Source organism: Pseudomonas sp. MDT1-17, assembly GCF_054898105.1.
Genome location: NZ_JBUBVM010000001.1, coordinates 4646211 through 4672271, shown reverse-complemented (window position 1 = coordinate 4672271; position 26061 = coordinate 4646211). Strand labels below are relative to the sequence as shown.

Here is a 26061-nt window from a genome sequence, read left to right as displayed (position 1 = left end):
TTTTCCAATGGCGGTTCAAATCGATTTTCAGGGACTCCGAAAACCGAACTTGCAAGGATGCTCGATTATGCCGCTACAACGGCCCATTTCCTCCTTACCAGCCTATGACACCTTTGGGAATCCCTTCCAGGTGAAAGTCTGCGTCGTCCCAATGACAATAGCGTTAGCAAAACAATGGCACGAAAAGGTTCAGCCTCTCGTCAATAGCAATTACTCACATGATGGCGCAACGAACAGGAAAGTTCGTGCTGACGTTGGATGGCGCTGGCCAACGTATCTAAAACTTGTGGCGATCCATAACTACCTCACCAAAATGCCTGGTAATTGCTCCGAAAAAGGAAAGGCAATGTGTGTTGTCGTTTCGAAAGGTGAGCAAAAGTTTCCGATAGGAATGCTATCCATCGTTCCGAAATTGAATTGCAACGTTGAGGGAGTGGAACGGCAACGCGCTTTCACTTGGTACCTTTCCGACGCACCGTCAGAAGCTTATGAGCAGTTTTTGGAGCAGCCAGCGGTTCGTGGTGTTGCCAAGGCGCTGATTGATTGCACGATTCAAGCTGCTTTGGACGAAGGCAATGACGGAGAAATGCTGTTGCATGCAGATCCCAAAGGAGGCAGGAAGCTCATCGATTTTTACGAGGCTGGATGTAAAATGCGCCGGCTCTCACCCAACAACGGCTGCGTCACGGTGGTATGGCGCAGGAGTCGCCCAGATGAATATTTCCACTTCAACGGGGCAGATGCTCAGGCATTTTCTTCTCGCTATGACGCACGGCGATAGGCGGTCATGCTTCCACTTTGCGCTACGGACTATCGGGAGGTAGAGTAAATTTTATGAATGATGCCAGACCCCAACTTTCAAAAACCGAGCTTGCCTATGCGCTTCGCGAGATGAAGGGGTTCAATGCCGATCTGGAAACGCAAACCGGTTACGAAGCATCCGCGGAGTTGCTCTCTGAAATAATGGCTGACCCAGTTCAGCGAGATCAGCTCGTTGCATTGCTGGAGCAATTTGATGAGTGCGGGGCGCAGCGATCGGATGTGAACTGGGTAAATGATGGTTCACCCCTTGACCTGTCCTCAGGATCATTAGTTCTGGATGATCTTTACTTTGATCTTCCAACGGGGGCTGAAGAGGCGAGTCTGATATCGGGCTCTTCTGTTGCTACTGTCAAGAATTTCCTGAGTAAGTACAAAGAGGAAATGTCCGCTTCCAATGGTTTTAGATATGAGTCTCCCCCGTTGACTTGTGGCACCTATAGGGCGATGGCCGAACCACGCTCGTATGAATGTCAGAGGTGCCCGGATCATATCTCTTACGATGCCGAAGCTTGGAGCCAAGTGCTGATTTTAGCGAAACAGAAGTTGCAGGACGAGGCGACTCGCCACACTTCATTTTTATCCCGGCTTGCCCAGGTTTTTAACAGGAATGAGCCGCCGGAATGGGAAGTCGAAAAGTGCCCGATCGCCCGGGACTCTATTTTAGTTATTTTGCATCATGGCAATGATCACGCCTCTATCGGTTTTGTAGGCAGCGGTCAGAGTGCTTATGTCATGGTGTCGATCAACGATACTGCGTTGACAATGAATGAGTCTTTCCTAAATACCCAAAAGTTTGCGTCTCGTATCGCGGATTTCTTTACCGATGCTCCCAAGTCCGGCCACAAAGCCATCCACCATATGCTCAAAGCATTGTGACGTGGAGTTCTTCAATCCCCCGCGCTTCTACGAGGGATTGGTGAACTGTTTTTGAGCGGCCAACCTGGCACTGGCCACCGTTAACCTATCCGGGCCATCCCGACTGCCAACCCCGGCAACCCAAGCCTCCAGCATCGTCGGATGAGCCTTCAACCACGCCTTGGCCGCCGCTCGCGGTTTCTGATGCTGATTCAACACCGCATCCATCAGCTGGTTCTCCATGGGTAACTTGAACGCCATGTTCTGTTTCTTCGCCACCACCACGCTCTGGTCGAACAGATCTGTGACCACGCACTGACGTATGCGATCCATGAAGCACACCTACCGTCAGATGCGCTGCCCGTTTACCGTGGCATTTCCGGTGAGCAGTTCCACGGCAGCAATGCTTCATAGTCGGTTACTGACTGCGCATGCGGCAGACGCTCCAGTACGTGGCGCAGCCACGTATAGGGCTCCTGGCCGTTGACCTTGGCGGTCTCGACCAAGCTGTAGATCTGGGCACTGGCGGTGGCGCCTTTGGGCGTGTCGCTGAACAGCCAAGCCTTGCGCCCAATGACAAACGGCTTTATTGCGCGCTCTGCCGGGTTGTTGTCGATCGGTAAAAAACCGGCTTCCACGTAGCGTTCCAGCCGGCTCCAGTTGCTGGCCAGGTAGTTCACTGCCTTGCCCAGCACACTTTGAGGGGTGACCTGAGGCTGCGTTTTTTCCAGCCAGCCTTTCAACTGGGCCAGGATCGGCAGGCTCTTTTCCTGACGGCCAATAAAACGCTGCTCATCACTGGCATCCTTGAGTTCACGCTCGATGCCGTACAGCTTGTTGATCATCGTCAGCGCGATATCGGCACGTCCCGTCTTGCCCTTGGGCTGCACTTTTTGCGCATCGACGAACTTGCGCCGTGCATGGGCCATGCACGCCAGCCGCTCCACACCCGGTTGCAACGCCAATGCGTTATAACCCGCGTAATCATCAGTCATCACGTAGCCGCGATAACTTTCCAGCAGGCGCAACGGCACGTCCTGCGCACGGCTGGACGTGTAGTCGAACAGCACGACTTTTCGGTCTGGCGGCCCGCTGGCCTGCACCCACATCCAGGATTGGCTGGTAGGGTCGCGATCCGGTTCCTTAAGTACCTGGACGCGGGTTTCATCACAGTGGATGACCGGGCTTTCCAGCAATCGGTCGCGCAATAAATTCAGCAACGGTTGTAAGTGCTCCCCGCACTGGATAACCCAGCGAGCGAGAGTCTGACGCGGGATATCGATACCGTGTCGGCTCAGCACCGTTTCGAAACGATGCAGCGGTAAGCCATCGACATACTTGGTGGTCAGCAGCATCGCCAGTACGCTCGGACTGGCCATGCTCTTTTCGATCAACTGAGCAGGTTTATCAGCAGTCACCGGAGCCGTTTCACAACCACGGCAGCCGTAGACTTTGCGGATGTGTTTGATCACTCGGATCTGCATCGGCACGATGTCCAGCTGTTCGCTGGTTTCTTCACTGATCACATGCTTGCGGCAACCGCAGGCACAGGTCAGTTCATGTTCTGGCAGTTCGTGGATGACTTCGATGCGCGGCAGATCAGCCGACAGTGGCTTGCGTTTGCCACGACGTGGCGTCGGAGCAACCACTTCTTCGTCAGCGTCGCCGATTGAAGGCATCGGCTCGCTTTCGGGCTCGTTGAATAACGCGAGTTGAGGCGTGTTGGGTTCAACGGTCTGCTCGGATTTACGTCCGAATAAACGGTCGCGCAGCAACTTGATCTGTTCTTTTAGATCGACGATATGAGTCTGGTATGCCTCAGCCGTTGCCTGCTGACGGCTGAGTGCCTCAAGCAACATTTGCTTGAGCAGAATAGGGTCATCAGGGAGGTCTTCGGGCATCAAATTCATGCCCGGATTATACCCGTCAAGCGACGAATCTTGGCGTTAAAACCTTGTGAGGACGGTTGCGCCAGAGATCAAATCCATCCAGTAGCCAGTTCAGTTCCTGAACGGTCAGCACGATAGCCTCGTCCACCTCATCAGGTGAAATTTTAAAACGCTCGGACTCCAGGCGCTTGAGCCAAAGGCAGAAGCCGTTGCGCTCCCAGTACAACACTTTGACGCGGTTACGGTGGCGATTCAGGAAAACAAAGAGCACGGGGTCAAACACCGCGACCTTGATATCCAGTTCGACCAGCGCAGCCAGGCCATCGATGGACTTTCGAAAGTCTACCGGCTTTGGATAGAGGTACACTTTTTCAACGCTGGCATTGGGACGCATCATGGTGATGGGCTCCTCATGGAAATCGGGAGCACAGCATCAGCCGTCAGCTATCTGCTTGGAATGTGGGGTTCATGGATCCCTTACGCACTGACCCGGCTCGGCGAACTCGCTGACGTGCCCGAATCTAAGGCGCGGGGAGGCGCTGGGATTGATGGATCGCGACCAGTTGATGGAAGAAGTCATCAAGAGCCTGGCGGTCCTGTGTCTCATCGTGCCCTCTTTACCACGGAGTCGATGGCATGGGCTTGGGAGACGAAGCCGAGCGCGTCAGCCATGTGCTGGGAGACAAACCGATTTTGTTGATGGGCAACCATGGCCTGCTGGTCGCAGCGCCGACCATCGCCTAGGCGTTCGATGATCCGTACTACTTCGAACGGGCCTGCGAGACCTACATCACAGCGCTTTCAACCGGCCGCGAGTTGCGCATCGCCAGTGATGAAATCGCCCGCAAGACCTGTCGACAATGGCTCGATTGCGCAGGCTTCGCCGACAAACATTTCAACGCGCTGATGGGCATTCTTGACGAGGAAGAAGCGGGTTATCGGCTATGAATTCAATCCGCCTCGGCCGGCCGGTGCTCCTTGCGCAGCGGCGGACGCATCACCGGGGCGGTCCAGACCTGGCTGCGGTCCTCGCTGGGTGGGCAACCGAAACGGGCGCGGTAGGTGCGGGAAAAGTGCTCCAGCGAACCAAACCCTGAACACGCCGCCACTTGCGCCACGCTCAAGCGAGTTTGCTGCAGCAGGCTATGGGCCTTGGCCAGCCACGAAGCCATGCACGATGCGGCGATGTTGAACTTCGGGCTGTACTTCGGAAAAGTGGTGGATACAGCTGAGGAGTTGTTGGCGCCCTTGACGATAGAGGGGCGCAACGCCCGCTAGTGTCGGTGTCGGTGTCGGTGTCGTTGTCCGTGACGTCAACGGCCAGCCAGATGAGCATCTCGCCTGAGACGGTACGCATGCACCGCAAGAATCTCTATTTGAAGATGAATGTCGGTTCACAGTCGGAGTTGTTTGCCCTGTTTATTGAGTGGTTGCGCTAGCACTGGCATCAAAAGATCGCAGCTTGCGACAGCTCCTACTGGGGGATGCAGATCCATGTAGGAACTGTCGCAGGCGTCTTTGCGACAGGTGCTGTGGAACAGGCGTATTAACCAACCGCGGTCCGATTGCTCTGTGCTATCAGTAAGTAGTTACCAATGTAACTGCTAGTGTATTGGGCTTACGCTCACGGCTGGGCTAAGGAAGTCTATGTGATAGCCGGAAGATCCATCACCAATAGCTAAATGAACCCCACTGATACCTTCATTCATCTGTGAGTTGATTTTGTAGTCAATACTTGACGCGATAGCCTCGTTTACCCCGATAGCGAACTCGGTCAGCTTAAGTCCGCGAGAACCAGCCGCAAGATCCAAAAGTTTTAGATGTTCCTCGTTTTTTACTTTCAGTGAGGTGATGATGTTGTCTTCAACTGATAAGAATGCCCCTTCTTCCGATATGCGATCATTCAGCCATTTTAGTGAGGTTTTCAATCCTTCTGGCAATGTCGGGTTAGGTTTTCTCAGTACTGTCAGTATTCCTGCGATTTTCAAAGTTTCCGCTAAAAGAAAACGGGCAAGATTCTTGTGGGTTCATATGTGCATAATGAACTTCAAAAAATTCTGCCACGGACTGAACAAAGTCGTGTTCAATGTCTTCGGCAAGTAGTGCGTATGGCTGTGCGTGAGGGAAAATAGTGACCCGCGCATCAGCGTCATTACCAGACAGGAAAAAGGATTCATTTGAATTGAGCATGTTCAACACGGATCGCTGTGTGCATAAGGCATGTTCAAAATTGCTGCTCAGCAAGAGCTCCAGGCTGTAGAGTGCACTAGCTAAGGAAGGCTCGAACACTTGCGTTGCGCAAAAAACGCTTTTTTTTGTTTTTTGTGTTTTTTGCGATATCAAACGTCAATTTTGCAGCGTCATTGCTAAAGGAAAAAATAATACTATTTTTTGGTAGTTTCTCAATCTCAGAAATATTTGCCGTATTGAAACCTAGGTGCGCACATTCTCTGAGGAAGTCTTCTGAATCCGAAATTATTGATAACTCCCCCTGACCAAAGAGCGTCGATATCATTTTGATGTTGGCATAAAATCCTCCTCTTCTTTCCAATGAGCGGCAAGAGAGTTCTTGTCGCTCATTGGTATTATTTACTCTCCAGTGTGAGCCCAAGCCAGAGGTGCCCAACCAAAATTATCCGGGCCAGAAGTGATTCGGTTTAGTTTTTCTTTATGACATTTTCTTTTTCATCTGATCTTCCTTTTTCATTTGTTGGTTTGTACTCCCTGAAATGCTGGGGAGTGGACTAATTAATACAGGATTTTTTGATGTATTAAATGATTTGTCAGAGGGCTTTTTGGATTAATTTGACTGTTGGGGTCCTCGTAAAGCTCTATAGGTTATTTGTGTAGGACGTATCTGTAATCTTGTTCTGAAAATTTAATATTTTCCTTTTTTTTGGTTGTGGCTGATGATCTGATGTCGTTAGGTTTATTTATGGGTTTTGTTTTTTTAAAGCAAATGTTCAACTGTTAATAGAGGGTTATATAGTGCATGCATCAAAGAAATACCTGACAGATACGTCTGTCCATCAAGCCCTACTACTGGTTGATCTTACCGAGGCAAGCGCACCCGATCACGCCGTCCGACTATTGCTAAATGAAGTTCTTCAGGAGCTTGCTGAAAAAGGCTGGCCCCAAGCGCAACTTCAGACCGGACCACGAATTGTGTCCGCTGAAGAAAATTACGGTTTGCTGGGTTATGACCCAGCAGAAGTCACTCTTGGGAGTGAACACACCCGTTGGGTCGATGAGTGTTCCCTTTTGCGTACACAAACCACCAGTCAAATTCCGGCGGCACTTCAGCGTGCAGCTCATGTGCGGCAACCGGGGGAGACGATATTGCTGGCCGCGCCAGGTATCACTTTTCGTCGAGATAGTCGGGATCGTTGGCATTGCGCAGAACCACATCAAATGGATATCTGGGTGCTGGGTGATCCGGAACTGTCGACGCATGACCACTTGTTGCGTCTGGTCAGCGATATCCTCCAATCAGCCGTTCCTGACAAGCGTTGGGTCTACAGCGATAGTCCGCATCACTACACGGAGGGCGGAATAGAAGTGAATGTGTTGAATGACGGCGCTGGGGTCGAGGTGCTGGAGTGCGGTCGTATTGCTACGTCTTTGTTAGAGCGCTTGAAGATTGATCCGCAGCGTCATGGAGGGCTGGCGCTCGGGATGGGGTTGGATCGACTGACCATGCTGCGCAAGGGGATTCCGGATATTCGCTTGCTACGTGATCAGAACGTACGAGTGCAGGCGCAGATGCATGATTTGAATCCCTGGAGCGCTGTATCACGTTTGCCTTCGATTGCTCGTGATATTTCGTTGGCGGTAACGCCAGGGTTAAGTGAGGAAGTGTTGACCGAGAGGATGTTACAAGCTGCTGGCGACAACTCTGACTGGATCGAGGAGATGCAGGTCAAGGGACGTTGGGGATTCTCGGATTTACCTGTGCAGGCAATTGAACGCCTCGGACTGCTGCCGGGCCAGGAAAATGTGCTTCTGCGCGTTGTACTGCGTGATTGTTCGCGATCAATCACTACCCAAGAAGCGAACGCCTTGTATGCGAACATTCAGTCGGCGTTGCATGAAGGTGCGCCGGGGGCGGGTTACAGAATGGATCTTCCAAAGGCTTGAAACCGCCATTGTCGAATTGCCCAAGTAATCACCGAGACACCGTGTAATCGTCCATCGCGAACAAGCTCTCTTCCGCGCTAGATCTTCAATGAGCACAAATGCTGTGTACGACGCGGATCAAATGTGTAGGCGAGTTTGCTCGCGATAGTGGCAGGTCAGTCAGCATCAATGTTGAGTGATCAATTGCTTTCGTCGGATCGCCGCCCGGAGCAAGCTCGCTCCCACAGGGACCGCGTAACTGCCGTTTGAAGCGGGTCATCAGTGATGACTGGTTGGAAAATCCCTCGGGCATCCAGCATGGAACTGACACAAACGGAAATCGGAGACGGTGATTTCGGAAACCTCCCACACCCAGAGTTTGAGCTTCCCGGTAGGGTCAACGGCCCCGGCACCCTGTCGGGACACCCAAGGAAGAACGAACCATGACCAGAAAGGCCGTTATCGTTTTCAGCGGCGGACAAGACTCAACCACCTGCTTGATCCATGCATTGCCGATGTACGATGAAATTCATTGCATTACATTTGATTATGGCCAGCGCCATCGTGCGGAAATCGAAGTGGCGCAACAGCTTTCAAAACAGCTTGGCGTGAAGGTGCACAAGATATTGGACACTTCATTGTTAAGCGAACTGGCCATTTGCAGCTTGACGCGTGACAACATTCCAATTGCAAGGAGTACGGGGAACGACGTGCCTGATACGTTCGTGCCTGGCAGAAATATTCTGTTTTTAACCCTGGCTTCTATTTATGCCTATCAAGTAGGCGCTGAAGCTGTCATCACAGGTGTTAGTGAAACGGAGAGCTCTGGCTACCCCGACTGTGGCGATGAGTTTGTTCAGGGGTTGAACCGCGCCATTCACTTAGGCATGGACTATAAGGTACGAATCGAGACGCCGCTTATGCGGTTGAATAAGGCAGAGACTTGGGCTTTGGCTGATTACCATAAGCAACTGGATTTGATTCGTTACCATACATTGACTTGCTACAACGGGTTAATGGGGAGTGGGTGCGGTGACTGCGATGCTTGTAGTCTTCGTTCAAAAGGATTGAGTGAGTTTCTGGAAAATAGAGCGGAAATTATAGATAGCCTAAAAATAAAAATGGAATTATAGAGAGATATTGTATTGCTGGGAAGGTGCGCAACTTGTAATAGGCGCACTCTTCCCGGGTTTTAAGTGGTTTTGGCTCCTGCTATATATCTTTTAAATAATGACCTTGCTCCGTAAGCTGGAAAAATGTTAAATACAGCAAAGCACATCTTTATCGCTATCTGTGCGTAGACCATATTAATTATATCGCTATTTTGCATTGCACCATAAAACGCAATAAAGCAAAAAAGAATGCTATCTATTATCACTGCGAAGAAAGTGCTAAAAAACACGCGCAAAAATAAAAATCTGGAGTTTGTGAGCTCTTTTATTTTACAAAGCAAGTAAGAGTTTACGTATTCCGAAAAAAGAAACGAAACTGATGATGCTACTAGAACTGACGACACGTGGGACACGACTTCTGTATAAGGTACGTCAAGTTTCCATCCGGGTAACCCAGGGAGATAAATGACTGCGTTCATTAGTAAAATAATTAGAGCGTTACTTGAAAAAGCAAATAGTAGGGCTTTCCTTGCAAGTCTAAGTCCGTATGTCTCGTTCAACAAATCAACGACTAAAAATGTTAGCGGATAAAGGAAAACAGCAGGAGGCACGACAAGATCAAACCATTGCAAATAAACAAGTTTAGTCGCGGCAATGTTTGTGAAGATGTAAAGTGAAAGCAGAAGTACATTTAGAGCAACATAGATCATCCATGATCGTTCATGGCGATCATTCATTTCGTAGGTGGTTGGCGCGGTTCCGCCAGAGTAATATTTCCGGTATATGTCCTTTATTTCCAGCTTGCTTAGGTTGTCTATTATTTCGCTTCTTAAGATCTCGCCAATCTTTATTTTTATAATTTTTCCTGTGGAGATCACCATAATGACAACAAGGTTTTTATTTTTTTCAAAACCCAATAATTTATATTTGCTGTTTTCGGCTTCGTTGTTAATTACCATTAAATCTTTCCTCGATCACTGCTCCAATAATGTAGCTAGTGTCAGTGTCAAAGCCGTCACTGGTAATAAGTAGTTTCTTTGTTATTTTATCGTACGCCAATTTGTCTCCGTCGCCACTCGACAACCCCTTCTTAACTATCAAAATATCTCCAGGTTCGTTCATTCCACTAATTTCATTCTCCAGAAGCACGGCTATTAAATTGCAGGCCGTGCCGAAGTAATAGGTCAGCGGGTGCGTGATGGCTAATTCGCCAATTCTTTTGTCCAGACTTTCAATCAGCAAACACTCTTTAATAACCGGGACTGCTGCGGGATTCATATTCCCTTGTGGTGAAACGCTACTCTCTATTATTTCTTTCTCTTCAAAATCTACTGCCTCTATCTCCTTATAAGAAACGCCAAAAAAATCCGATATTTTTCGAATGGTAGATTGTTGTACATGGACAACCTTTCCTTCCAAAATGTTATAGATTGTCGTTCTGGTCAATCCGCTGGCATTGCACAATGAAAGCCTGGTCTCCCCACGGCTCTTTATCAGGTACCTGATGTTGTTTTTTAATTTTTCCGTTCTGTCTTTCTTGTGCATTAAATATTTACCATTTACTTGCCATTGCAATAGATCGCACGTTTGGAGGTGATTCGCTTTGAATGCAGCATCCTACACGCCTGACCCTAGGACAAAAAAGATAATTTTTCGCGAGGATTAAACAATCTGGAATATTTTCTATTGCCGCGATTAGGCTCTGACATTGTATGTAAGACGCTGCCTACTCGGTCAATAGAAGTTTCTTACAGTAACGAGGAAGAGTCGAAAAACATTAATCAGGTGAGAATCATTTAATTACACAGACGTTCATTTATTTGATTAATTAAATAGAATTTTCTGGTAATAAATATACCGGTCCGCCATGCATAGCCGTCACCCAATCCTGGTTGAAGGCAAGAGACGGGCGCTTTCTACCCTTGCAAGGAGCTATGTTATGAAAAAAATCCCCACCCAATCCGCGGAATCACCAATCGATTCCCCCAACGACACCGTCGATTCATCCGCTCCCGCCACAGTCACCGAACAACTCGTCAGCGTGCCCCTGCGCAATCCCAATTGTCCCGAACCCGTCAGCCATTTCTTCGCCATCGTTCCGGATGTCGACACGGAATCCCTGCTCTGTCAGGCCTCTGAAACCCTGGCCTCCCTCAGTGTCATGGCCACCGATCTCGCCCGTGAACTGGAAGGCCCTCGTCGCCATGTAATTTTGGCTATTCAGCAACTGTCCGCGTTGGGCGAATTACTGGTCAATCGAGCGCTGGACAACCTGGAACCACCCCAGGGATCGTATGAACGTCGTCCAACTGCTAACGCTGAATAATCGTGTGCCTTTACCCAATGGAGGTTTTTCGTCATGGACCGATACATGCCTGTTACCGGCGTCGACTGCAACGTCCCATCATTGCTGATTGACACTGAAGCACCACTGGACGTGTTGCATGAAACCGCGGCCTATCGCATTCGTACCGCAACGCAGTTGCTGGAGAGCTTTGCATTTGGCGAGGGTGTCCACAGTGAGCTGGCGCGGGTGTTGGTGATTTCACTGCGCGATGGCTGTGATTTGATGGATGTCGTCGGACGACGATTGCAGGGGCAAGTTTCAGCGTAGAAAAGGGTGCCGTTTGGCGTATTGCCGATCAGTTAAGCCGTAAGACGATCTGTAGCAGCTGGCGAAGCCTGCTGCTACGGTCCGTGTCGGTCGTTAATCCCATTGCTTCCAGTTAATAGGAAGCATTATTATTCACGCCTTATCCCCACAGCACACCGCAATGACCCCCAAGCTGCCCCGCAGACACGGCTTTTTCGAGCATTACGAAGAGTTGGTCGGGACCTGGACCCGTCGCCTGAGAAATCGTCAGCAGGCCGAGGACCTGGCCCACGACACCTTTGTGAGGGTGCTTGAGTCCGATTCGGCGTTGGTTGCACAACCTCGGGCGTATTTGCACCAGACCGCGCGCAACATCGCGGTGGATGGTTATCGGCGTGAAGATCGGCGGGGCGCGATGGAGTCGGAGGCGATCGATCACAGTGTGTCGTCGTCCGGTGACCCGGAGCATTTCATGCATGCGATCCAGTTGGCTGACGCCATCGAACGGGCGCTCACCGAGCTGCCGATCAATTGCCGCAAAGTGTTTGTCTGGCAGAAGATCGAAGGCCTGACCCAGGCCGAAATCGCCGAACGCCTGGGGCTGTCCAAGAACATGGTGGAAAAGTATATGATCCGCACGCTGCGGCATCTGCGCGACCGCCTTGACGGACTGCAGCCATGATCGGCCGTGCCTTCTCCTCCCCAGCCAAACAGGACCTTCCATGATGGATACTCGTGATTGTGCGTGCGGGCAAACAACGGTTCGCGACGATGCGGCGCGCTGGTTTGTGCGTTTGCAGGAACCTGCGATGAATGTCGAAGAGTGTCGGCATTTCGAAGTCTGGCTGGACGAACACCCTCAGCATCGCGACGAATTCCAGATACTGCAGGGCGTGTGGACGGCGGCTGATTTGCTGCCGGCGGCGCGCCTGCAAGCCTTGTGTGAAACCGTGCCGGTGTGCAGCAAGCGCCGCCCGCTGATGCGTTATGCGGTGGCCGCCAGTGTGTTGGCCGTCGCGCTCGGTTTAGGGCTGTTCAGCGGTTTGAATCATCCGACGATCTACTCCGCCGAATTTTCCACTGCCTTGGGCGAGCGACGTCATGTGGCGTTGCCGGACGGTTCGGTGATCGACTTGAACAGTCGCAGCCGCGTTCAGGTGCGCTATGAAAACGACCGTCGCAGTATCGAACTGACCCAGGGCGAAGCGATGTTCAGCGTCGAGCACGACACCCGGCGGCCCTTCGTGGTCGAGGCGGGCAGCGGCAAAGTCACGGTCACCGGCACCCGTTTTGATGTGCGCCGCGACACCGCCCAAACCCGGGTCGCGGTGGAGCAGGGCAGCGTCAAGGTTCAGAACCGCACAGCGCTGGACAGCGATTTCATCAGCCTCACCGCCGGCCTCGGCACGCACATCGATGCACAAGGCAAAGTCGCTGCCGCCTACGCGGTCATTCCTGCCGAGCTGACCGCCTGGCGCAGCGGCAAACTGGTGTTCAACAACGCCAGACTCAGCGACGTCGCCGAGGAAGTGTCGCGCTATCGGGAGAAACCAATCACCGTCGGCAACGACAATGTGGGCAATCTGCGGCTGACCAGCGTGTTCAAATCCGACAACACCGACGCCTTGCTCAAGGCCTTGCCGACCATTCTGCCGGTGGCCGTGCGCACCCTCGATGACGGCAGTCAGGAAATAATTTCAAAATAAATTCAGGTTTTTTTCGAGTTGATCGTCTTCCTGTCCAACTGCAACTGGTTTGCATTAACAAGCGCACACTCTTGCGATCCACAGGACTCCGTTCGACGTGAAAAAATCCACCGCTAAAAACAACAAATCCCCTTGGTTGCGCCTTGCTCTCGCCCTGGCCGTCAGCACGGCGCTGCCCCAGGCCTTTGCCGCCGACGTGATTCACATCCCGGCGCAACCCCTGGGTCAGGCCCTGAGTCAACTGGGCCAGCAAACCTCGCTGCAGGTGTTCTTCAGCCCTGAGCTGGTCGCCGGCAAACAGGCCCCGGCGGTGGACGGTAACCTCTCGCCAGAAGACGCGTTGCGCCAGCTGCTGCAAGGCAGCGGTCTGCAATACCAGATCGACGAAGGTTCGGTCACGTTGATGCCTGCACCGACTTCGGCTGCAAACGGCCCTTTGGAATTGGGCGTGACCGACATCAAGGTAGTCGGCAACTGGCTCGGCGACGCCGATGCCGCTGTGGTGCAGAACCACCCCGGTGCGCGTACGGTGATTCGCCGCGAGGCGATGGTCGAGCAGGGCGCGATGAACGTCGGCGACGTGTTGAAGCGCGTGCCCGGTGTGCAAGTGCAAGAGGCCAATGGCACCGGCGGCAGCGACATTTCCCTGAACGTTGGCGTGCGTGGCCTGACTTCGCGCCTGTCGCCACGCTCCACCGTGCTGATTGACGGCGTACCGGCGGCGTTCGCCCCGTACGGCCAGCCGCAGTTGTCCATGGCACCGATTTCCTCCGGCAACCTCGACAGCATCGACGTGGTTCGCGGCGCCGGCTCCGTGCGTTACGGGCCGCAGAACGTCGGTGGCGTGATCAACTTCGTCACTCGCGCGATTCCGGAAAAAGCCACCGGTGAAATCGGCAGCACCCTGGAAACCTCCCAGCACGGTGGCTGGAAGCACATCGATACGGCGTTTCTTGGCGGCACCGCGGACAACGGCATCGGCATGGCGCTGCTGTACTCGGGCGTGAACGGCAACGGTTACCGTGAGCGCAACAACGGCAACGACATCGACGACGTGATCCTCAAGACCCACTGGGCACCCACCGATGTGGACGATTTCAGCCTCAACTTTCACTACTACGACGCCAGCGCCGACATGCCCGGCGGCCTGACCCAGGCGCAGTACGACGCCGATCCGTTCCAGTCCGATCGCAACAACGACAACTTCAGCGGACGCCGCAAGGACGTCTCGTTCAAGTGGGCACGGCAGATCGACGACCGCACTCAGGCCGAAGTGCTGACTTACTATTCCGACAGCTTCCGTGGCAGCAACATCGCCGCTCGCGATCAGAAAACCCTCGGCTCGTTCCCGCGTACTTACTACACCTTCGGGATTGAACCGCGGGTGTCCCGTGTGTTTGATGTCGGCCCGACTACCCAGGAAGTCAGTGTCGGTTATCGCTACCTCAAGGAAGGCATGCACGAAGAGGCGAGCCGCCTGGCGCTGGTCAACAACGAGCCGGTCGCGACCAAGAGTTCGGATGGCCATGTCTATCAGGATCGCACCGGCGGCACTGAAGCCAACTCGGTGTATGTCGATAACAAAATCGACGTCGGTAACTGGACCATCACCCCCGGCATCCGCTTTGAACACATCAGCACCGACTGGCACGATCGCCCGGTGCTCGACACCGCCGGCAGACCCGTGCTGGAAAAGAACCGCAGCATCGAAAGCAACGAGCCGCTGCCGGCCCTGAGCGTGATGTATCACGTGTCGGAAGAGTGGAAACTGTTCGCCAACTACGAAACCTCGTTCGGCAGCCTGCAATATTTCCAGCTCGGCCAGGGTGGCACGGGTGACGAACCGGCCAATGGCCTGGAACCGGAAAAGGCCAAGACCTACGAGGTCGGCACGCGCTACAACAATGATGTGTGGGGCGGGGAAGTGACGCTGTTCTACATCGACTTCGATAAAGAACTGCAATACATCAGCAACGATGCGGGCTGGACCAACCTCGGGGCGACCACGCACCAGGGCCTCGAAGCCTCGGTGCACTACGACATGTCGGCGCTGGACCCTCGACTTGACGGCCTGTCCGCCAACGCTGGCTTCACTTACACGCGCGCCGTTTATGAAGGCGAGATCCCAGGCTTCAAGGGCCGTGACCTGCCGTTCTATTCGCGTCAGGTGGCGACTGCCGGCCTGCGTTACGACATCAACCGCTGGACCTACAACCTCGATGCCTTTGCCCAGTCCAAGCAGCGCTCGCCGGGCGTGGCTGTGAACGCTGATGGCAGTTTCAGCGGCAACTACATCACCGAAGGCACCGCGGACGGCCAGTACGGCGACATCCCGGGCTACGTCACCTGGAACGTGCGCGGCGGTTATGACTTCGGCGAACAGCTGTCGAACCTGAAAGTCGGCGCCGGGGTGAAGAACGTTTTCGACAAGCAGTACTTCACCCGCTCCAGCGACAACAACTCGGGGATGTACGTCGGCGCACCGCGCACGTTCTTTGTGCAGGCCAGCGTCGGGTTCTAACGGCTGAAGATCAAAAGATCGCAGCCTCCGGCAGCTCCTACATTTTGGATGGCGTACATCCTGTAGGAGCTGCCGGAGGCTGCGATCTTTTCGCTTTCAGACTTTCAACACCTTCCCGCCAATGGCCACCGCCACCAGCAACACCGCCATCAACCCGAAGGCAAAACTCAAACTGCTGGCATGGGCGATAAATCCGATTAATGCAGGCCCTGCAAGAATTCCGGCATACCCCAGCGTAGTAATGGCCGGCACGGCGACGCTTTCGGGCATCACCGTCTGTTTGCCCACCGCGGTGTACAGCACCGGCACAATGTTCGAGCAGCCAACCCCCAACAATGCATAACCCACCAGCGCCGCTTCCCAACTCGGTGCGAAGGTCGCCACAAACAGGCCCGTCGCGGCCGTCAACCCACCGAACACAATCACCCGCGTAGCGCCAAGTCGACGCACAATCACGTCACCGGTCAAACGTCCGACGGTCATGGTCAACGCAAACGCTGCATAACCCAGCCCCGCATACGCTGTGTCGATCCCGCGCTCCTGTGCCAGGAACACCGCGCTCCAGTCGAGCGCCGCGCCTTCGGCGAGGAACACGATGAAACACATCCCGCCGATGAACAGCACGATGCCATGGGGAACGGCGAACGCCGGCCCCGAACTTTCACTGCCGTAGGGCAACAGGTGCGGCGCGGCTTTCAGCAGCGCCAGCACCAGCACGACAATCACCACCGCCATCGCCCCCAGCGGCGACAGACCCAAGCCGAGCAGGGCGCTGACGCCCGCCGCACCGACAATCCCGCCAAGGCTGAACAGCCCATGGAAGCCCGACATCATGGTCTTGCCGCTGGCCCGTTCGACGATCACCGCTTGCAGGTTCACCGTCGAATCCACCGTGCCAAGGCCCGCCCCAAACATGAACAACGCGGCAATCAACGCCGGAATCGACGACACCGTCGCCAATAGCGGCAGGGCTGCACAGATCAGCAACACCCCGGCGCTCACCACCCGGCGACAGCCGAAACGCGTGGCCAGAAGCCCCGCCATCGGCATCGCCAGAATCGACCCCACCCCCAGGCACAGCAGCAGCAAACCGAGCGTTCCTTCATCCAGCCCGGCCCGCGCCTTGGCGTAGGGCACCAGCGGCGCCCACGCAGCGATGCCGAAACCGGCAATGAAAAAGGCGATGCGCGTGGACATCTGCTCCAGGCGTCCGGGAACAAATGCGGTTTGGGTGTTGAGGTTGGTCATATCAATCCTTGGCAAAAAACGTCGCGTACTCAAGGGACAGTGATCGACCTGCGAGGGTTCGATCAGCGTCCGTCCAGGTTCGCGGTGAGGCAGAGTGACATCCTTGCACAGCCTGACCCTCCATCGCGAGCGTGGGTGTCAGTGCCCTTCGCACAATCCGCGCAGGTGTTGGTCACGCACTTGCAGTACGATCCTTGATTGCGGCGGATCACCCAAGCGCTGGTCGATGACCTGGCAGGCAACCGCTCACTGGAGCAATGGGCGCAGTGGGGCGGTTTGTCGGCGCGAACCCTGGCCCGGCGCTTCGTCAGCGAAACCGGCTTCACCTTCAGCCAATGGCGTCAGCGCGCGCGGTTGTTGCGGGCGCTGGAACTGCTGGCGGCAGCGGTGCCGGTGACGACCATTGCGCTGGAACTGGGTTATGAAAACGTCAGCGCGTTTATTGCGATGTTTCGACGTACGTTTGGAGTGACGCCAGGGCGGTATTTTGCTGAGTTTTGAAGCGTTTATCGGGCGTTATCTTTGGGCCAGCAAATCGCAACCAGGCCACCGGCCAAACTCAGGAAAAAGAACACCTTGGCCGCCATGAACGCGACATCCACGTCACCGGAGACCCTTCCACCGCCGGAGGCTGCGCCAGCGATACCGCCCAGTCCGATCAGTGCGCTGAAAAGTGAAATGGCCAGCAATAGGGCGGCGAGTATTCCGAGTGTTTTACGCATGATGTAACTCCTTAGTTGTTGGGTCTTCCATGGGGGATTCGGGTTATAGCGCTGGGCGCCGATCCGGGTGTTCGGCGTCGAAGCCTTGTTTGGGATGGGCGGGTAGTGGGTGGTCTTTCATCAGGTTTGGGAAACGTAGCTGAGGGTTTGCATTAAGTTGCTCCCACAGGTCGGAGTAGAAGTTGTAGAGCTTTTCGTTTGGTTGGTATCCGAAGTTATACATTGGCTCAGGTTGGTCCTCGAATGCTCCTTTCAGATTGCTCAAGGCAGTAGAACCGCCCAATGAGGCCGCTCGCTGATAGTAGAACAGTGTGCGAGGGTTATTTTTTTTTGCGATCTTATAAAAGCTTGCAGTTTCCTCTATGGCGTCGGGATTGTCCTGAGCACCCGCGCATCGGTAGTAAGGTTCAGCCATGTCATCATCCTGCTTATCCCTTGGGAGAGTCCAAAAGCGAAGTATTGGCCGATTTGAACCTGTGCTAACGGACTACCCAATTGCGCCGCCTGGAACATATAGGAACTCGCCATCCGATCCGACTTAAAAATACCTCTTCCGTTCTCGGCCACCACGGCCCAGTTGTAATAACCCAATGGCACTTTTAGCTTTACCATGCCCTCGTAGAGGTCAAGCATCTTGCCGGTGTTCTGCTCAACACCGGGTTGCCCTGGCCACCCGGTGCGATAGAACGCCGCCATATTGTGCATGGCCTTCCAGTGATCTTTAGCGATGGCTTTATCGTATAGACCAACAATTGCTCCCCAGTCTTTGACGCCTCGCACTTTCTCCAAAACGCGTGCCTGTTGAAACCAGCGCTCGGCTTCTGCATCCAGTGGTGGGTTGTGATCTTTTTCATAGGCACAGGTAAAGGTTGGATAGGCCATGGCTGGAGTTCCGCTCAGCAAACTATAAAGAGCGATGCATAAAGCAGCAGATTTTGCGGTAGCCACAGGTCCCTTCCAGTGTCGATGTGTCATGAATTAAGGGTGCCACATGACAAGTAAGTCATATTTCCGGTCTGCGGTCTGGATGCTCTGCGTCAAAACCTTGTTTGGGGTGCGAGGGAAGTGGATGCTCTTTTATAAGATCTGGAAAACGCAGTTGAGGGTTAGCATTAAGCTGCTGCCACAGATCGGAGTAAAAATTATAGAGTTGTTCATCTGGTCGATAACCGAAGTTGTATATTGGCTGGGGCTGAGTTTCGAACGCTCCCTTTAAATTGCTTAGCCCAGTGGAGTTGCCCAGGGAAGCGGCACGCTGGTAGTAAAACAGTGAGCGTGGCATGTTGTTTTTAGCGTTTTTATAAAAAGATGCTGTTTTTGATACGGCTTCTTCGTTGTCTTGCGCCCCAGCACATCGATAGTATTGCTCAGCTATGTCGTCATCCTGCTTATCTCTGGGGAGCCCAAAAGCAAAGTACTGACCCAACTGTACCTGTGCCATTGGATTGCCTAGTTGCGCCGCTTGGAACATATAGGAACTGGCCATCCTGTCCGATTTCATAACGCCTCGTCCATTCTCGACAGCCACAGCCCAGTTGTAATAACCCAGCGGTACCTTGAGCTTCACCATGCGTTCGTAAAGATCAAGCATTTTGTTGGTGTCTTGTTCGACACCCGGCTGCCCAGGCCACCCAGTACGATAGAGAGCCGCCATGTTGTGCATGGCCTTCCAATGATCTTTAGCGATGGCTTTGTCGTAAAGACTAACAATTGCTCCCCAGTCTTTGACGCCTCGTACTTTTTCCAAAACGCGTGCTTGTTGAAACCAGCGATCAGCTTCAGCATCCAGCGGCGGGTTGTGATCTTTTTCGTAGGCACAGGTGAATGTTGGGTAAGCCATAGCTGGATTTCCACTGAGAAAAATAGAAAACATTAGGGCACTAAATAAAATCGCTTTAGTCAACGGCCTTGGCATAAGGTGTCTCCACGTCCCAAAAGCGGGTTAGATGAGCAATGAGTGGAAGTTCTCGGCCTTTTTTTTCCCAATTATCATCCATCACATCATTCCATTTCTTGAAGTTGGCTGCCGCATCACATCGCCCCTTACTGTCATTAACTGACTCCCCCACATGCAACTTCCACAACTCCTCCCGCCAATGCTTCGCCAACTCAGGATCCGGTGTAGCAACCCCCAGCTCCGAGTCGGTATGCAGACTCCGCGTGTTGATATTCGCTGAGCTCAGCAAGCTGAAGACATCGTCCACCACCAGCAGTTTTGAGTGCACGTAGATGTCCCGAAAAAAGGCCTGTTCGCCTTTGGCTAACGTGCCCCCAGGCTCTGGCGTGCAGGCAGTAAGCGTCGCGATGGCGACTTTGAGGCCCGGCAAATCCTTGAGGGTATAGGGTTTTGCATCATCCCCATCGTCCGGTTTCGGTTTGCTGAGTTCGGGGATGTCTTTTTGTTTGAGGCCGCCCATGCGCTCTTCCACTTCCGGGGTGACGCCCTTTTTTTCCTGCTCGGTGATCTCGCGTTTCAGCACTTCGGCGCGATTGAGCTGAGCCCGTTGTACGTAAGCGTCGTTGTGCGGGTGGGTTTCGAGCCAGGCCAATTGGCTGCGTTTACGCAGCATGTCTTCCGCCAGGCTCCGCTGGGCCTGGGGCATCAGTTGTTCCTGCCCCAGTTCCTGCAGGCTCGCATAGGTGGTACTGGAAAAGTCTTTGGAGTTCGGATTGTTGGTCACCACGAACACGTACAAGTCTTTGTCCCGGCCTTTGGCAATGTAAGCCGCTGCCAGTTCGCGCAACTGCCGGGAAAACGGCGGGTAGCGGAAGTACTGGTTTTCAAAGTAGACGTAGTCGCGCACGTTGCCCAACGCCTTGTGGTAAAGCTCCAGAATCGAAGTCTCGGCCCCTTCTTGCGGTTGTGTGCGGCAAATCTGCGCCATGCTCGTTCCGGCAGCTTTGAAGTTGTCCGGTTTTATAGCTTGGCGCTGCGCCTGCATACCATCGGCAAACCATTTTTTGACCCAGAAAGTCTCTCGATCCCAAGCGGTCGTGAAGTTGTGGTTCAAGTCATGCAGGGCCGGGCCTTGTACCTTCGTGGACAGGTCCTGCCACGGTCCGAAACCCGGACTGCGCTGTGCGGCTTTGTCGTTGTACAGGTGCGCACTGGTGTCCCAGTAGTTGCGATGCATGTTGTGGCCCATGACGAAGCCAACCGCGGCCGCGGTGTCTTGGCGATGTGCTATCGCTTTATGCCTGAAAAGGGTGCTTTTTCAGATTTGGAGCGTGATTGCCGGCCTGCTCAAGCATTAGAGTGGGCGCCGCCTAAAAGATAAAAAAGGACCGGTACATGGCGCAGTACTACGACGCACGCGGCAATATTTATGGCGTGGTATCTCCTGCAGCGGTGCGTCGCGCCGGTGTCGATTTGCCGACAACGGCCGGGCAGGCCGCGTCGTCCCGGGCGGTCTGGAGCCGGCAAGCGGTCGATGCATTTTGCGAATGGCCTTCGCATTCGCGTGCGACCAATGCCAAGTCGCATCGCTGCGATGGCTTGTTGATCGGGCCGTTTCAAACCTCGCCACCGTTTGACCTGCTGATCGTCAACACCGACGGCACGCTCGCCGAGCGCAGTGGCAACGGGCTGACGATTTTCTCTCAGGCCCTGCTTCAGCAAGGTCTGCTGTCGAGGGATGAGGCTTGTTTGCTCAGGGTTCATCACGACAAGGCTGATGCGGTTTCACCGGTGGACACTTCGGTAAAACCGGCCGAGGTCGAGGGTGTGAAAGGGTTCTGGCTGGATCTGGGCAAACCCTCGTTCGGGCCGGACGCGGTGGGGGCTGAAAAGGTTGAAGCGGTGCTGCTGAACGGTCGCGAGGTCAGCCATGTGCGGCCGTTGTCATCACTTGATCGCGCATGGTCTCGAAGCCAGTTCGTGCGCATCGGCAATCCACACTGCGTGACACTTTTAGATAACGTCGCTGCATTGCCGAGCAATGAGCAGATGCGCGATCCGGGGGTGTCCGAAGGGCTGACGCGTATCGCTTACGCGATGCCGACCGGGGCGGGGGAACCGTGTTCTGCTGGCGTCAATCTGCAATGGGCGATGCTTGAGTTTGAAGGGCGAATCGTCGCGCGGGTATTTGAACGCGGAGAAGGGCCGACGGCGTCGTCGGGCACCAGCGCCAGTGCGGTGGCGTGCGCCGCATGGCGGGTGGGTTGGATCACGGCTGGCGAAGTGAAAGTCGTCATGCCCGGCGGCGCGGCACCGATTTTGTTGGAGGAAATGGGTGGTGAATTGAGTCGGGTCAGCCTGTTTGGTACGGCGCGGTTGATGGGTGATAGTTAGACCGCCATCGCGAGCAGGCTCGCTCCCACATTGGATTTGTGTCGTTCACAAATTTCCTGTGGGAGCGAGCCTGCTCGCGAAGGCGTCAGCCCAGTCAACCAAAATTCAGTACTGATCGCCGAAAAACTCCACCACCGGCATCTGCCGCTTCATCAACACCTTGCCATCGCGCACCGAATACAGCGGCAGGCCCTGGCTGCGGATCACCTCGTAATCGCTGTCCGCCGACAGAATCAGCAAATTCGCCGGCCGTCCGCGTTCCAGTCCATACCGATCACCGAGGTTCATGGCCTTGGCGCTGTTGTCGGTGACCAGGTCCAGCGCGCCTTGCAGGTTGCGGTAACCGAGCATGTGGCAGATGTGCAGGCCGGCTTCGAGCACCCGCAAGATGTTGCCGTTGCCCAGCGGATACCACGGGTCGACGATCGAATCCTGGCCGAAACACACGTTCATTCCCGCTTCCATCAACTCATTCACTCGGGTCACGCCACGGCGTTTCGGGAAGTTGTCGAAGCGCCCTTGCAGGTGAATGCTTTCGGTCGGGCAGGAGACAAAACTGATCCCCGAATGCCCAAGCAGACGAAACAGTTTGGCGCAGTAAGCGTTGTCGTAAGAGCCCATTGCCGTGGTGTGGCTGGCGGTGACCCGCGAGCCCATGTCGCGGCTGCGGGCTTCTTCGGCCAGCACCTCTAGAAAGCGTGAGTGCGGGTCGTCGGTTTCATCGCAATGCACGTCCACCAGGCAACCGGTGCGCTCGGCCAGGTCCATCAGGAATTTCACTGAGCTCACGCCTTGATCGCGGGTGTACTCGAAATGCGGAATGCCGCCGACCACATCGGCGCCCATGCAGATCGCTTCTTCCATCAGCTCCCGACCGTTGCGGTACGACTCGATGCCTTCTTGCGGGAACGCAACGATCTGCATATCGATCAGATGACGGCTTTCCTCACGCACTTCGAGCATCGCTTTCAACGCAGTGAGCTGCGGGTCGGTGACGTCGACGTGGGTGCGAACATGCTGGATACCGTGGGCGGCGAGGGTCTGGATGGTTTTCTTGGCACGGGTTTTGGTGTCCTCCTCGGTGATCGTCACCTTGCGCTCGCCCCAGCACTCGATGCCTTCGAACAGCGTGCCGCTCATGTTCCAGCGCGGCTCGCCGGCAGTGAGCGTAGCGTCGAGGTGGATGTGCGGCTCGACGAAGGGCGGTACCACCAGATTGCCGCCGGCGTCCAGATCATCGGGCCCCAGGGTGGGTGCTTCGGTCTGTCGGGCGATGCTGCTGATCAGGCCGTTTTCCAGGTGCAACTCATGCAGGCCATCTTGGTTGCGCAGGCGGGCGTTGATGATGTGCATCAGGCGAATCCTTTTATAGATCTTGTAATGGTGCGTTGGCAGTCCGGGCACCCAGCACGCCGGTCAGTAACATATACGTTAGCGCAGCAGCGGCGATTCCTACCAGCGGCGCGACCCATGGCGAGCTGAACGCGGCGACCGTGCCAACCGCGTAAGCACTCAGGCCGGACCAGTTAAACGCCGGCAACCGCGCATCGGCCAGACGTGGATATTGACCTCGATAGCGGTAGAAAAAGTCCGCCATGATCACGCCGCCAATCGGCGGAATCACGGTGCCCAGCAGAATCAGATAGGGCACCAGCATGTCGTACATGCCCAGCAGCGCCAGCAACGTGCCGATCACCGCGCCTGCCAGGGTCACGGTTTTGCGACGGCCGGTGCGAAGCAGGTTGCATCCGGCGACGGCGAAGTTGTAGATGGTGTTGTCCTGGGTGCTCCAGATATTGAGCAGCAACATCGCCATTGCCGCCATGGCGAAGCCTTGCAACAGCAACACTTCGACCACGTCCGGTTGCTGATAAACGATGGCCCCGTAGGCACCGATCAACACCATCAGGCCGTTACCGATGAAGAAACCGATCAGGCTCGCCAGCACCGCGACTCGCGCTGAACGGGAGAAACGCGTCCAGTTGGTCGCCTGGGTTGCGCCGCTGACGAAGGTGCCGAACACCAGCGTAATCGCGGTCGACCAGTCCAGTGTCCCCGTCGGGACTACCGCGAGCAAACCGTCGAGCCCGCCGACTTTCACAGTGGCCACCCACATCGACAGCATCAGCAACAACATCATTGCCGGTACGGCGATGTACGACAGAATCTCCAATCCGCGATAACCGACATACGCGGTCGCGCAAAACATCAGGCCGAACAGCACCATCAGCCCAAGAACGGTGCCTTCGCTCAAGTCGAAATACTTGCCCAGCACCACGGCGGCAGTGGCTGTGCCCCAGGCGTACCAGCCGATCTGGGTAAAACCGAGGATCAGGTCGCTGAGCTTGCTGCCCACTTCACCGAAGCAAAAGCGTCCCATCAGCACCGAATTGAGGCCGCTCTTGAAGGCGATGTAGCCAAGGCTAGCGGCGTAAATCCCCAGCAGCAGATTGCCGACGACAATCACCGCCATCATCTCGCCGAAGCTGAACGCCACACCCAGCTTGCCGCCGGCAAACATGGTGGCGGTAAAAAAGGTGAAACCCAGCAACACCATGGCCGTGGAGGCCAGGCCTTTGCGGGCGTGCATCGGGACTTCGCTGAGGGGGTAATCGTTGCCGGGATCGTTCTGCGTCATGTGGCGTTCCTTGCTGAATGGGTGGCGCGGGGGAGTGTTGCAGGGGGCGTGCCAAGGGGGGTGGATGTTGTTATGTATAGACGAGCCGGCGGGATTGACGCGGGGAGGGCACAAAAGCAGTGCACCTGACAGAACACCAAGCCCATGTGGGAGCGGGCTTGCTCGCGAAGGCGGACTAACACTCAACATTGATGTTGGATGTGATGGTCCCTTCGCGAGCAAGCCCGCTCCCACAGGGGATGTGGTTTTTTCAGGGGGATTTGTGTTGCGGCAAAAACCTCAGCAACGCGGCAACGATCGCTTCCGGTGCATCTTCCTGAACCAGATGCCCGGCATTGGCAATGGGGTGAAATTGCGACCCTGGAATCATCTGGTGTAACGCCCGCCCACGCTCGACGGGGATCCACTGATCGTCTTCCCCCCAAAGAATCTGCACCGGGCAGCGAATCGTCGGGTACAGCCCTTCGGCCTCACGGGTATAACGCTCATCCATCTGCGCGATCTGTCGATAGAACGCCGCTTGCCCTGGGTCGCCCAGCCACGGCTGCACGTAAGGCGCGAGTTCGTCGTCCGGGATTGCGCGCTTGATCGCCCCGCGAATGTAGGTCGGCACGATGGCCTGCTGAATGTAATCCGGCAAGCCACTGAACGCCGCCTCATGCTGACGCACATGCTGCACAAACGGCGAACCCCAGGGCGTCAGCGCCACAGGATCAATCAACGTCAGGCTGCGGTAGTCCTTGCCGTTGAGCAGGTGAGCACGCAGGGCGGTGGCGCCGCCGAAGTCGTGAGCGACGACGTCTGGTCGCCCAAGCCCCCAGTGATCGAGCAAGTGAGCCAACAGGTCGTTCTGCACACCCAGTGACACATCGCCCGCGATTTTCTCCGATTGCCCATAGCCCAGCAGGTCGAAGTAATGCACTCGGTGCGTGGTGATGAAGTGCGGCGCAATCCGGTGCCACACGTAAGAAGAGAAAGGCGTGCCATGCACGAACACCAGCGGCGGTCCGTCACCCCGTACGGCGTAGCGAACGGAGTGCCCGTTGAAGCGATAGGTCTGAGCCAGCGGCCAGTCAGTCATTGGGTGTGTCCTCTTGGCGTGGGGGAGCCAAAAAGCATAGGCATAAAAAAACCACCGGTCTCGGTGGTTTTTTTGATCTATCGGCTTACTCGCCGTGATAGATGCAACCGCTGGTGCACGTCTCGTGGATACGAATCGCACTGAGTTCCGGCAGCAGCGGCTTCAATTCTTTCCAGATGAATTTGGCCAGGACTTCACTGGTCGGGTTTTCCAGACCGGGAATGTCGTTCAGGTAGTTATGGTCCAGACGCTCGTAGAGCGGCTTGAAGATCGCCTTGATTTCCGAGAAATCGCGGATCCAGCCCGTGTGCGGATCGAGGTCGCCGCTAAGGTGGATCGCCACTTTGAACGAGTGACCGTGCAGGCGGCCGCACTTGTGGCCTTCTGGCACGTGGGGCAGGCGGTGGGCAGATTCGAAGGTAAATTCTTTGAAGATTTCCAAGGGGTTTGAGCTCTGTCAGGTGGCG

The 26061-nt window shown here is 54.9% G+C and carries 26 protein-coding genes and 4 pseudogenes; 13 read left to right on the top strand and 17 right to left on the bottom strand.

The features are described 5' to 3' along the window. Positions 1 to 7: 7 nt before the first annotated feature. Entirely contained in the window at positions 8 to 781 is a 774-nt protein-coding gene (locus ACYZTX_RS21765) for a hypothetical protein (RefSeq protein ID WP_462035790.1), read from the top strand. A 53-nt stretch (positions 782 to 834) separates the two neighbouring features. Next, positions 835 to 1698 carry a hypothetical protein gene (locus ACYZTX_RS21760; protein ID WP_462035789.1) on the top strand — a complete coding sequence of 288 codons (864 nt, stop codon included), beginning with the start codon at positions 835 to 837 and terminating at the stop codon, positions 1696 to 1698. A gap of 27 nt (positions 1699 to 1725) precedes the next feature. Here the strand turns inward: ACYZTX_RS21760 and ACYZTX_RS21755 are convergent, their stop codons facing one another. The 3 genes from ACYZTX_RS21755 to tnpB are packed head-to-tail and all read right to left on the bottom strand — an operon-like array spanning position 1726 to position 3963. Next, positions 1726 to 2010 (bottom strand): hypothetical protein, encoded by a 285-nt coding sequence (locus ACYZTX_RS21755; protein ID WP_462035788.1) that lies wholly within the window; start codon positions 2008 to 2010, stop codon positions 1726 to 1728. A gap of 32 nt (positions 2011 to 2042) precedes the next feature. Further along, a complete protein-coding gene (tnpC, locus tag ACYZTX_RS21750; RefSeq protein WP_462032479.1) occupies positions 2043 to 3587 on the bottom strand; it encodes an IS66 family transposase in 1545 nt (514 codons plus the stop codon). A 16-nt stretch (positions 3588 to 3603) separates the two neighbouring features. Then, the gene (gene tnpB / locus ACYZTX_RS21745; protein WP_252117532.1) at positions 3604 to 3963 is read right to left on the bottom strand and encodes an IS66 family insertion sequence element accessory protein TnpB; all 360 of its coding nucleotides are present in this window, start codon (positions 3961 to 3963) and stop codon (positions 3604 to 3606) included. Between the two features lie 227 nt (positions 3964 to 4190). On the opposite strand from tnpB, the pseudogene ACYZTX_RS21740 reads away from it, so the two are divergent. Then, positions 4191 to 4514: pseudogene (locus ACYZTX_RS21740) on the top strand (class II aldolase/adducin family protein); the annotation flags it as partial. Between the two features lie 2 nt (positions 4515 to 4516). Here ACYZTX_RS21740 and ACYZTX_RS21735 read toward each other — a convergent pair. Further along, positions 4517 to 4726, bottom strand: a pseudogene (locus tag ACYZTX_RS21735) (helix-turn-helix domain-containing protein); the annotation flags it as partial. A 159-nt stretch (positions 4727 to 4885) separates the two neighbouring features. Between ACYZTX_RS21735 and ACYZTX_RS21730 the strand changes: the two are divergent. Then, positions 4886 to 5005 (top strand): annotated as a pseudogene (locus ACYZTX_RS21730) (helix-turn-helix transcriptional regulator); the annotation flags it as partial. Between the two features lie 165 nt (positions 5006 to 5170). Here ACYZTX_RS21730 and ACYZTX_RS21725 read toward each other — a convergent pair. Further along, complete coding sequence (locus ACYZTX_RS21725; RefSeq protein ID WP_462035787.1) at positions 5171 to 5554, bottom strand: hypothetical protein; 384 nt, start codon at positions 5552 to 5554, stop codon at positions 5171 to 5173. A gap of 1000 nt (positions 5555 to 6554) precedes the next feature. On the opposite strand from ACYZTX_RS21725, the gene srmL reads away from it, so the two are divergent. Beyond that, complete coding sequence (gene srmL / locus ACYZTX_RS21720) at positions 6555 to 7703, top strand: PheS-related mystery ligase SrmL (protein WP_462035786.1); 1149 nt, start codon at positions 6555 to 6557, stop codon at positions 7701 to 7703. 422 nt (positions 7704 to 8125) lie between these two features. Next, on the top strand, positions 8126 to 8815 hold the full coding sequence (gene queC / locus ACYZTX_RS21715) for a 7-cyano-7-deazaguanine synthase QueC (protein ID WP_462035785.1): 690 nt from the start codon (positions 8126 to 8128) through the stop codon (positions 8813 to 8815). Positions 8816 to 8874: 59 nt separating this feature from the next. On the opposite strand, the gene ACYZTX_RS21710 is transcribed toward queC, so the two are convergent. Together ACYZTX_RS21710 and ACYZTX_RS21705 are read right to left on the bottom strand one after the other, a co-directional pair. After that, positions 8875 to 9753, bottom strand: coding sequence for a queuosine precursor transporter (locus ACYZTX_RS21710; RefSeq protein WP_462035784.1), 879 nt, complete (start codon positions 9751 to 9753; stop codon positions 8875 to 8877). After that, positions 9743 to 10339 carry a helix-turn-helix transcriptional regulator gene (locus ACYZTX_RS21705; protein WP_462035783.1) on the bottom strand — a complete coding sequence of 199 codons (597 nt, stop codon included), beginning with the start codon at positions 10337 to 10339 and terminating at the stop codon, positions 9743 to 9745. The genes ACYZTX_RS21710 and ACYZTX_RS21705 overlap by 11 nt, the downstream gene beginning before the upstream one ends. Before the next feature lie 394 nt (positions 10340 to 10733). Between ACYZTX_RS21705 and ACYZTX_RS21700 the strand changes: the two genes are divergently transcribed. The 5 genes from ACYZTX_RS21700 to ACYZTX_RS21680 all read left to right on the top strand — a co-directional run bounded on the left by ACYZTX_RS21700 (position 10734) and on the right by ACYZTX_RS21680 (position 15614). Next, on the top strand, positions 10734 to 11120 hold the full coding sequence (locus ACYZTX_RS21700) for a DUF6124 family protein (RefSeq protein WP_462035782.1): 387 nt from the start codon (positions 10734 to 10736) through the stop codon (positions 11118 to 11120). Positions 11121 to 11153: 33 nt separating this feature from the next. Further along, on the top strand, positions 11154 to 11408 hold the full coding sequence (locus ACYZTX_RS21695; RefSeq protein ID WP_462035781.1) for a hypothetical protein: 255 nt from the start codon (positions 11154 to 11156) through the stop codon (positions 11406 to 11408). A 160-nt stretch (positions 11409 to 11568) separates the two neighbouring features. Further along, entirely contained in the window at positions 11569 to 12069 is a 501-nt protein-coding gene (locus ACYZTX_RS21690; RefSeq protein WP_462035780.1) for a sigma-70 family RNA polymerase sigma factor, read from the top strand. A 40-nt stretch (positions 12070 to 12109) separates the two neighbouring features. After that, on the top strand, positions 12110 to 13093 hold the full coding sequence (locus tag ACYZTX_RS21685; RefSeq protein WP_462035779.1) for a FecR family protein: 984 nt from the start codon (positions 12110 to 12112) through the stop codon (positions 13091 to 13093). A gap of 97 nt (positions 13094 to 13190) precedes the next feature. Beyond that, positions 13191 to 15614: a TonB-dependent siderophore receptor gene (locus tag ACYZTX_RS21680; protein ID WP_462035778.1), complete on the top strand. Its 2424-nt coding sequence runs from the start codon at positions 13191 to 13193 to the stop codon at positions 15612 to 15614. Positions 15615 to 15710: 96 nt separating this feature from the next. Here the strand turns inward: ACYZTX_RS21680 and ACYZTX_RS21675 are convergent, their stop codons facing one another. Beyond that, positions 15711 to 16862, bottom strand: coding sequence for an MFS transporter (locus ACYZTX_RS21675; RefSeq protein ID WP_462035777.1), 1152 nt, complete (start codon positions 16860 to 16862; stop codon positions 15711 to 15713). Between the two features lie 198 nt (positions 16863 to 17060). Between ACYZTX_RS21675 and ACYZTX_RS21670 the strand changes: the two are divergent. After that, a pseudogene (locus ACYZTX_RS21670) lies at positions 17061 to 17363 on the top strand (helix-turn-helix domain-containing protein); the annotation flags it as partial. Positions 17364 to 17368: 5 nt separating this feature from the next. On the opposite strand, the gene ACYZTX_RS21665 reads toward ACYZTX_RS21670, so the two are convergent. The 5 genes from ACYZTX_RS21665 to ACYZTX_RS21645 all read right to left on the bottom strand — a co-directional run bounded on the left by ACYZTX_RS21665 (position 17369) and on the right by ACYZTX_RS21645 (position 20718). Further along, positions 17369 to 17584 carry a hypothetical protein gene (locus tag ACYZTX_RS21665; protein ID WP_462035776.1) on the bottom strand — a complete coding sequence of 72 codons (216 nt, stop codon included), beginning with the start codon at positions 17582 to 17584 and terminating at the stop codon, positions 17369 to 17371. A 43-nt stretch (positions 17585 to 17627) separates the two neighbouring features. Beyond that, positions 17628 to 17999, bottom strand: a complete 372-nt coding sequence (locus tag ACYZTX_RS21660; protein WP_462035775.1) for a hypothetical protein — start codon at positions 17997 to 17999, stop codon at positions 17628 to 17630. Beyond that, entirely contained in the window at positions 17945 to 18466 is a 522-nt protein-coding gene (locus tag ACYZTX_RS21655) for a tetratricopeptide repeat protein (protein ID WP_462035774.1), read from the bottom strand. The genes ACYZTX_RS21660 and ACYZTX_RS21655 overlap by 55 nt, the downstream gene beginning before the upstream one ends. A 121-nt stretch (positions 18467 to 18587) precedes the next feature. Beyond that, positions 18588 to 19499 (bottom strand): tetratricopeptide repeat protein, encoded by a 912-nt coding sequence (locus ACYZTX_RS21650; protein WP_462035773.1) that lies wholly within the window; start codon positions 19497 to 19499, stop codon positions 18588 to 18590. Then, a complete protein-coding gene (locus tag ACYZTX_RS21645; protein ID WP_462035772.1) occupies positions 19480 to 20718 on the bottom strand; it encodes a phospholipase D-like domain-containing protein in 1239 nt (412 codons plus the stop codon). Before ACYZTX_RS21645 ends, ACYZTX_RS21650 begins: the two co-directional genes overlap by 20 nt. Positions 20719 to 20876: 158 nt before the next feature. Between ACYZTX_RS21645 and ACYZTX_RS21640 the strand changes: the two genes are divergently transcribed. Continuing rightward, positions 20877 to 21875, top strand: a complete 999-nt coding sequence (locus ACYZTX_RS21640; RefSeq protein ID WP_462035771.1) for a diaminopimelate epimerase — start codon at positions 20877 to 20879, stop codon at positions 21873 to 21875. Positions 21876 to 21980: 105 nt separating this feature from the next. Here ACYZTX_RS21640 and codA read toward each other — a convergent pair whose 3' ends face one another. The 4 genes from codA to queD all read right to left on the bottom strand — a co-directional run bounded on the left by codA (position 21981) and on the right by queD (position 26036). Beyond that, positions 21981 to 23228 carry a cytosine deaminase gene (gene codA / locus ACYZTX_RS21635; RefSeq protein ID WP_462035770.1) on the bottom strand — a complete coding sequence of 416 codons (1248 nt, stop codon included), beginning with the start codon at positions 23226 to 23228 and terminating at the stop codon, positions 21981 to 21983. Positions 23229 to 23241: 13 nt separating this feature from the next. Beyond that, the gene (gene codB / locus ACYZTX_RS21630; RefSeq protein WP_462035769.1) at positions 23242 to 24513 is read right to left on the bottom strand and encodes a cytosine permease; all 1272 of its coding nucleotides are present in this window, start codon (positions 24511 to 24513) and stop codon (positions 23242 to 23244) included. 250 nt (positions 24514 to 24763) lie between these two features. Further along, positions 24764 to 25594, bottom strand: a complete 831-nt coding sequence (locus tag ACYZTX_RS21625) for an alpha/beta fold hydrolase (protein WP_462035768.1) — start codon at positions 25592 to 25594, stop codon at positions 24764 to 24766. An 85-nt stretch (positions 25595 to 25679) separates the two neighbouring features. Then, positions 25680 to 26036 (bottom strand): 6-carboxytetrahydropterin synthase QueD, encoded by a 357-nt coding sequence (queD, locus tag ACYZTX_RS21620; RefSeq protein WP_008152165.1) that lies wholly within the window; start codon positions 26034 to 26036, stop codon positions 25680 to 25682. Positions 26037 to 26061: the final 25 nt, after the last annotated feature.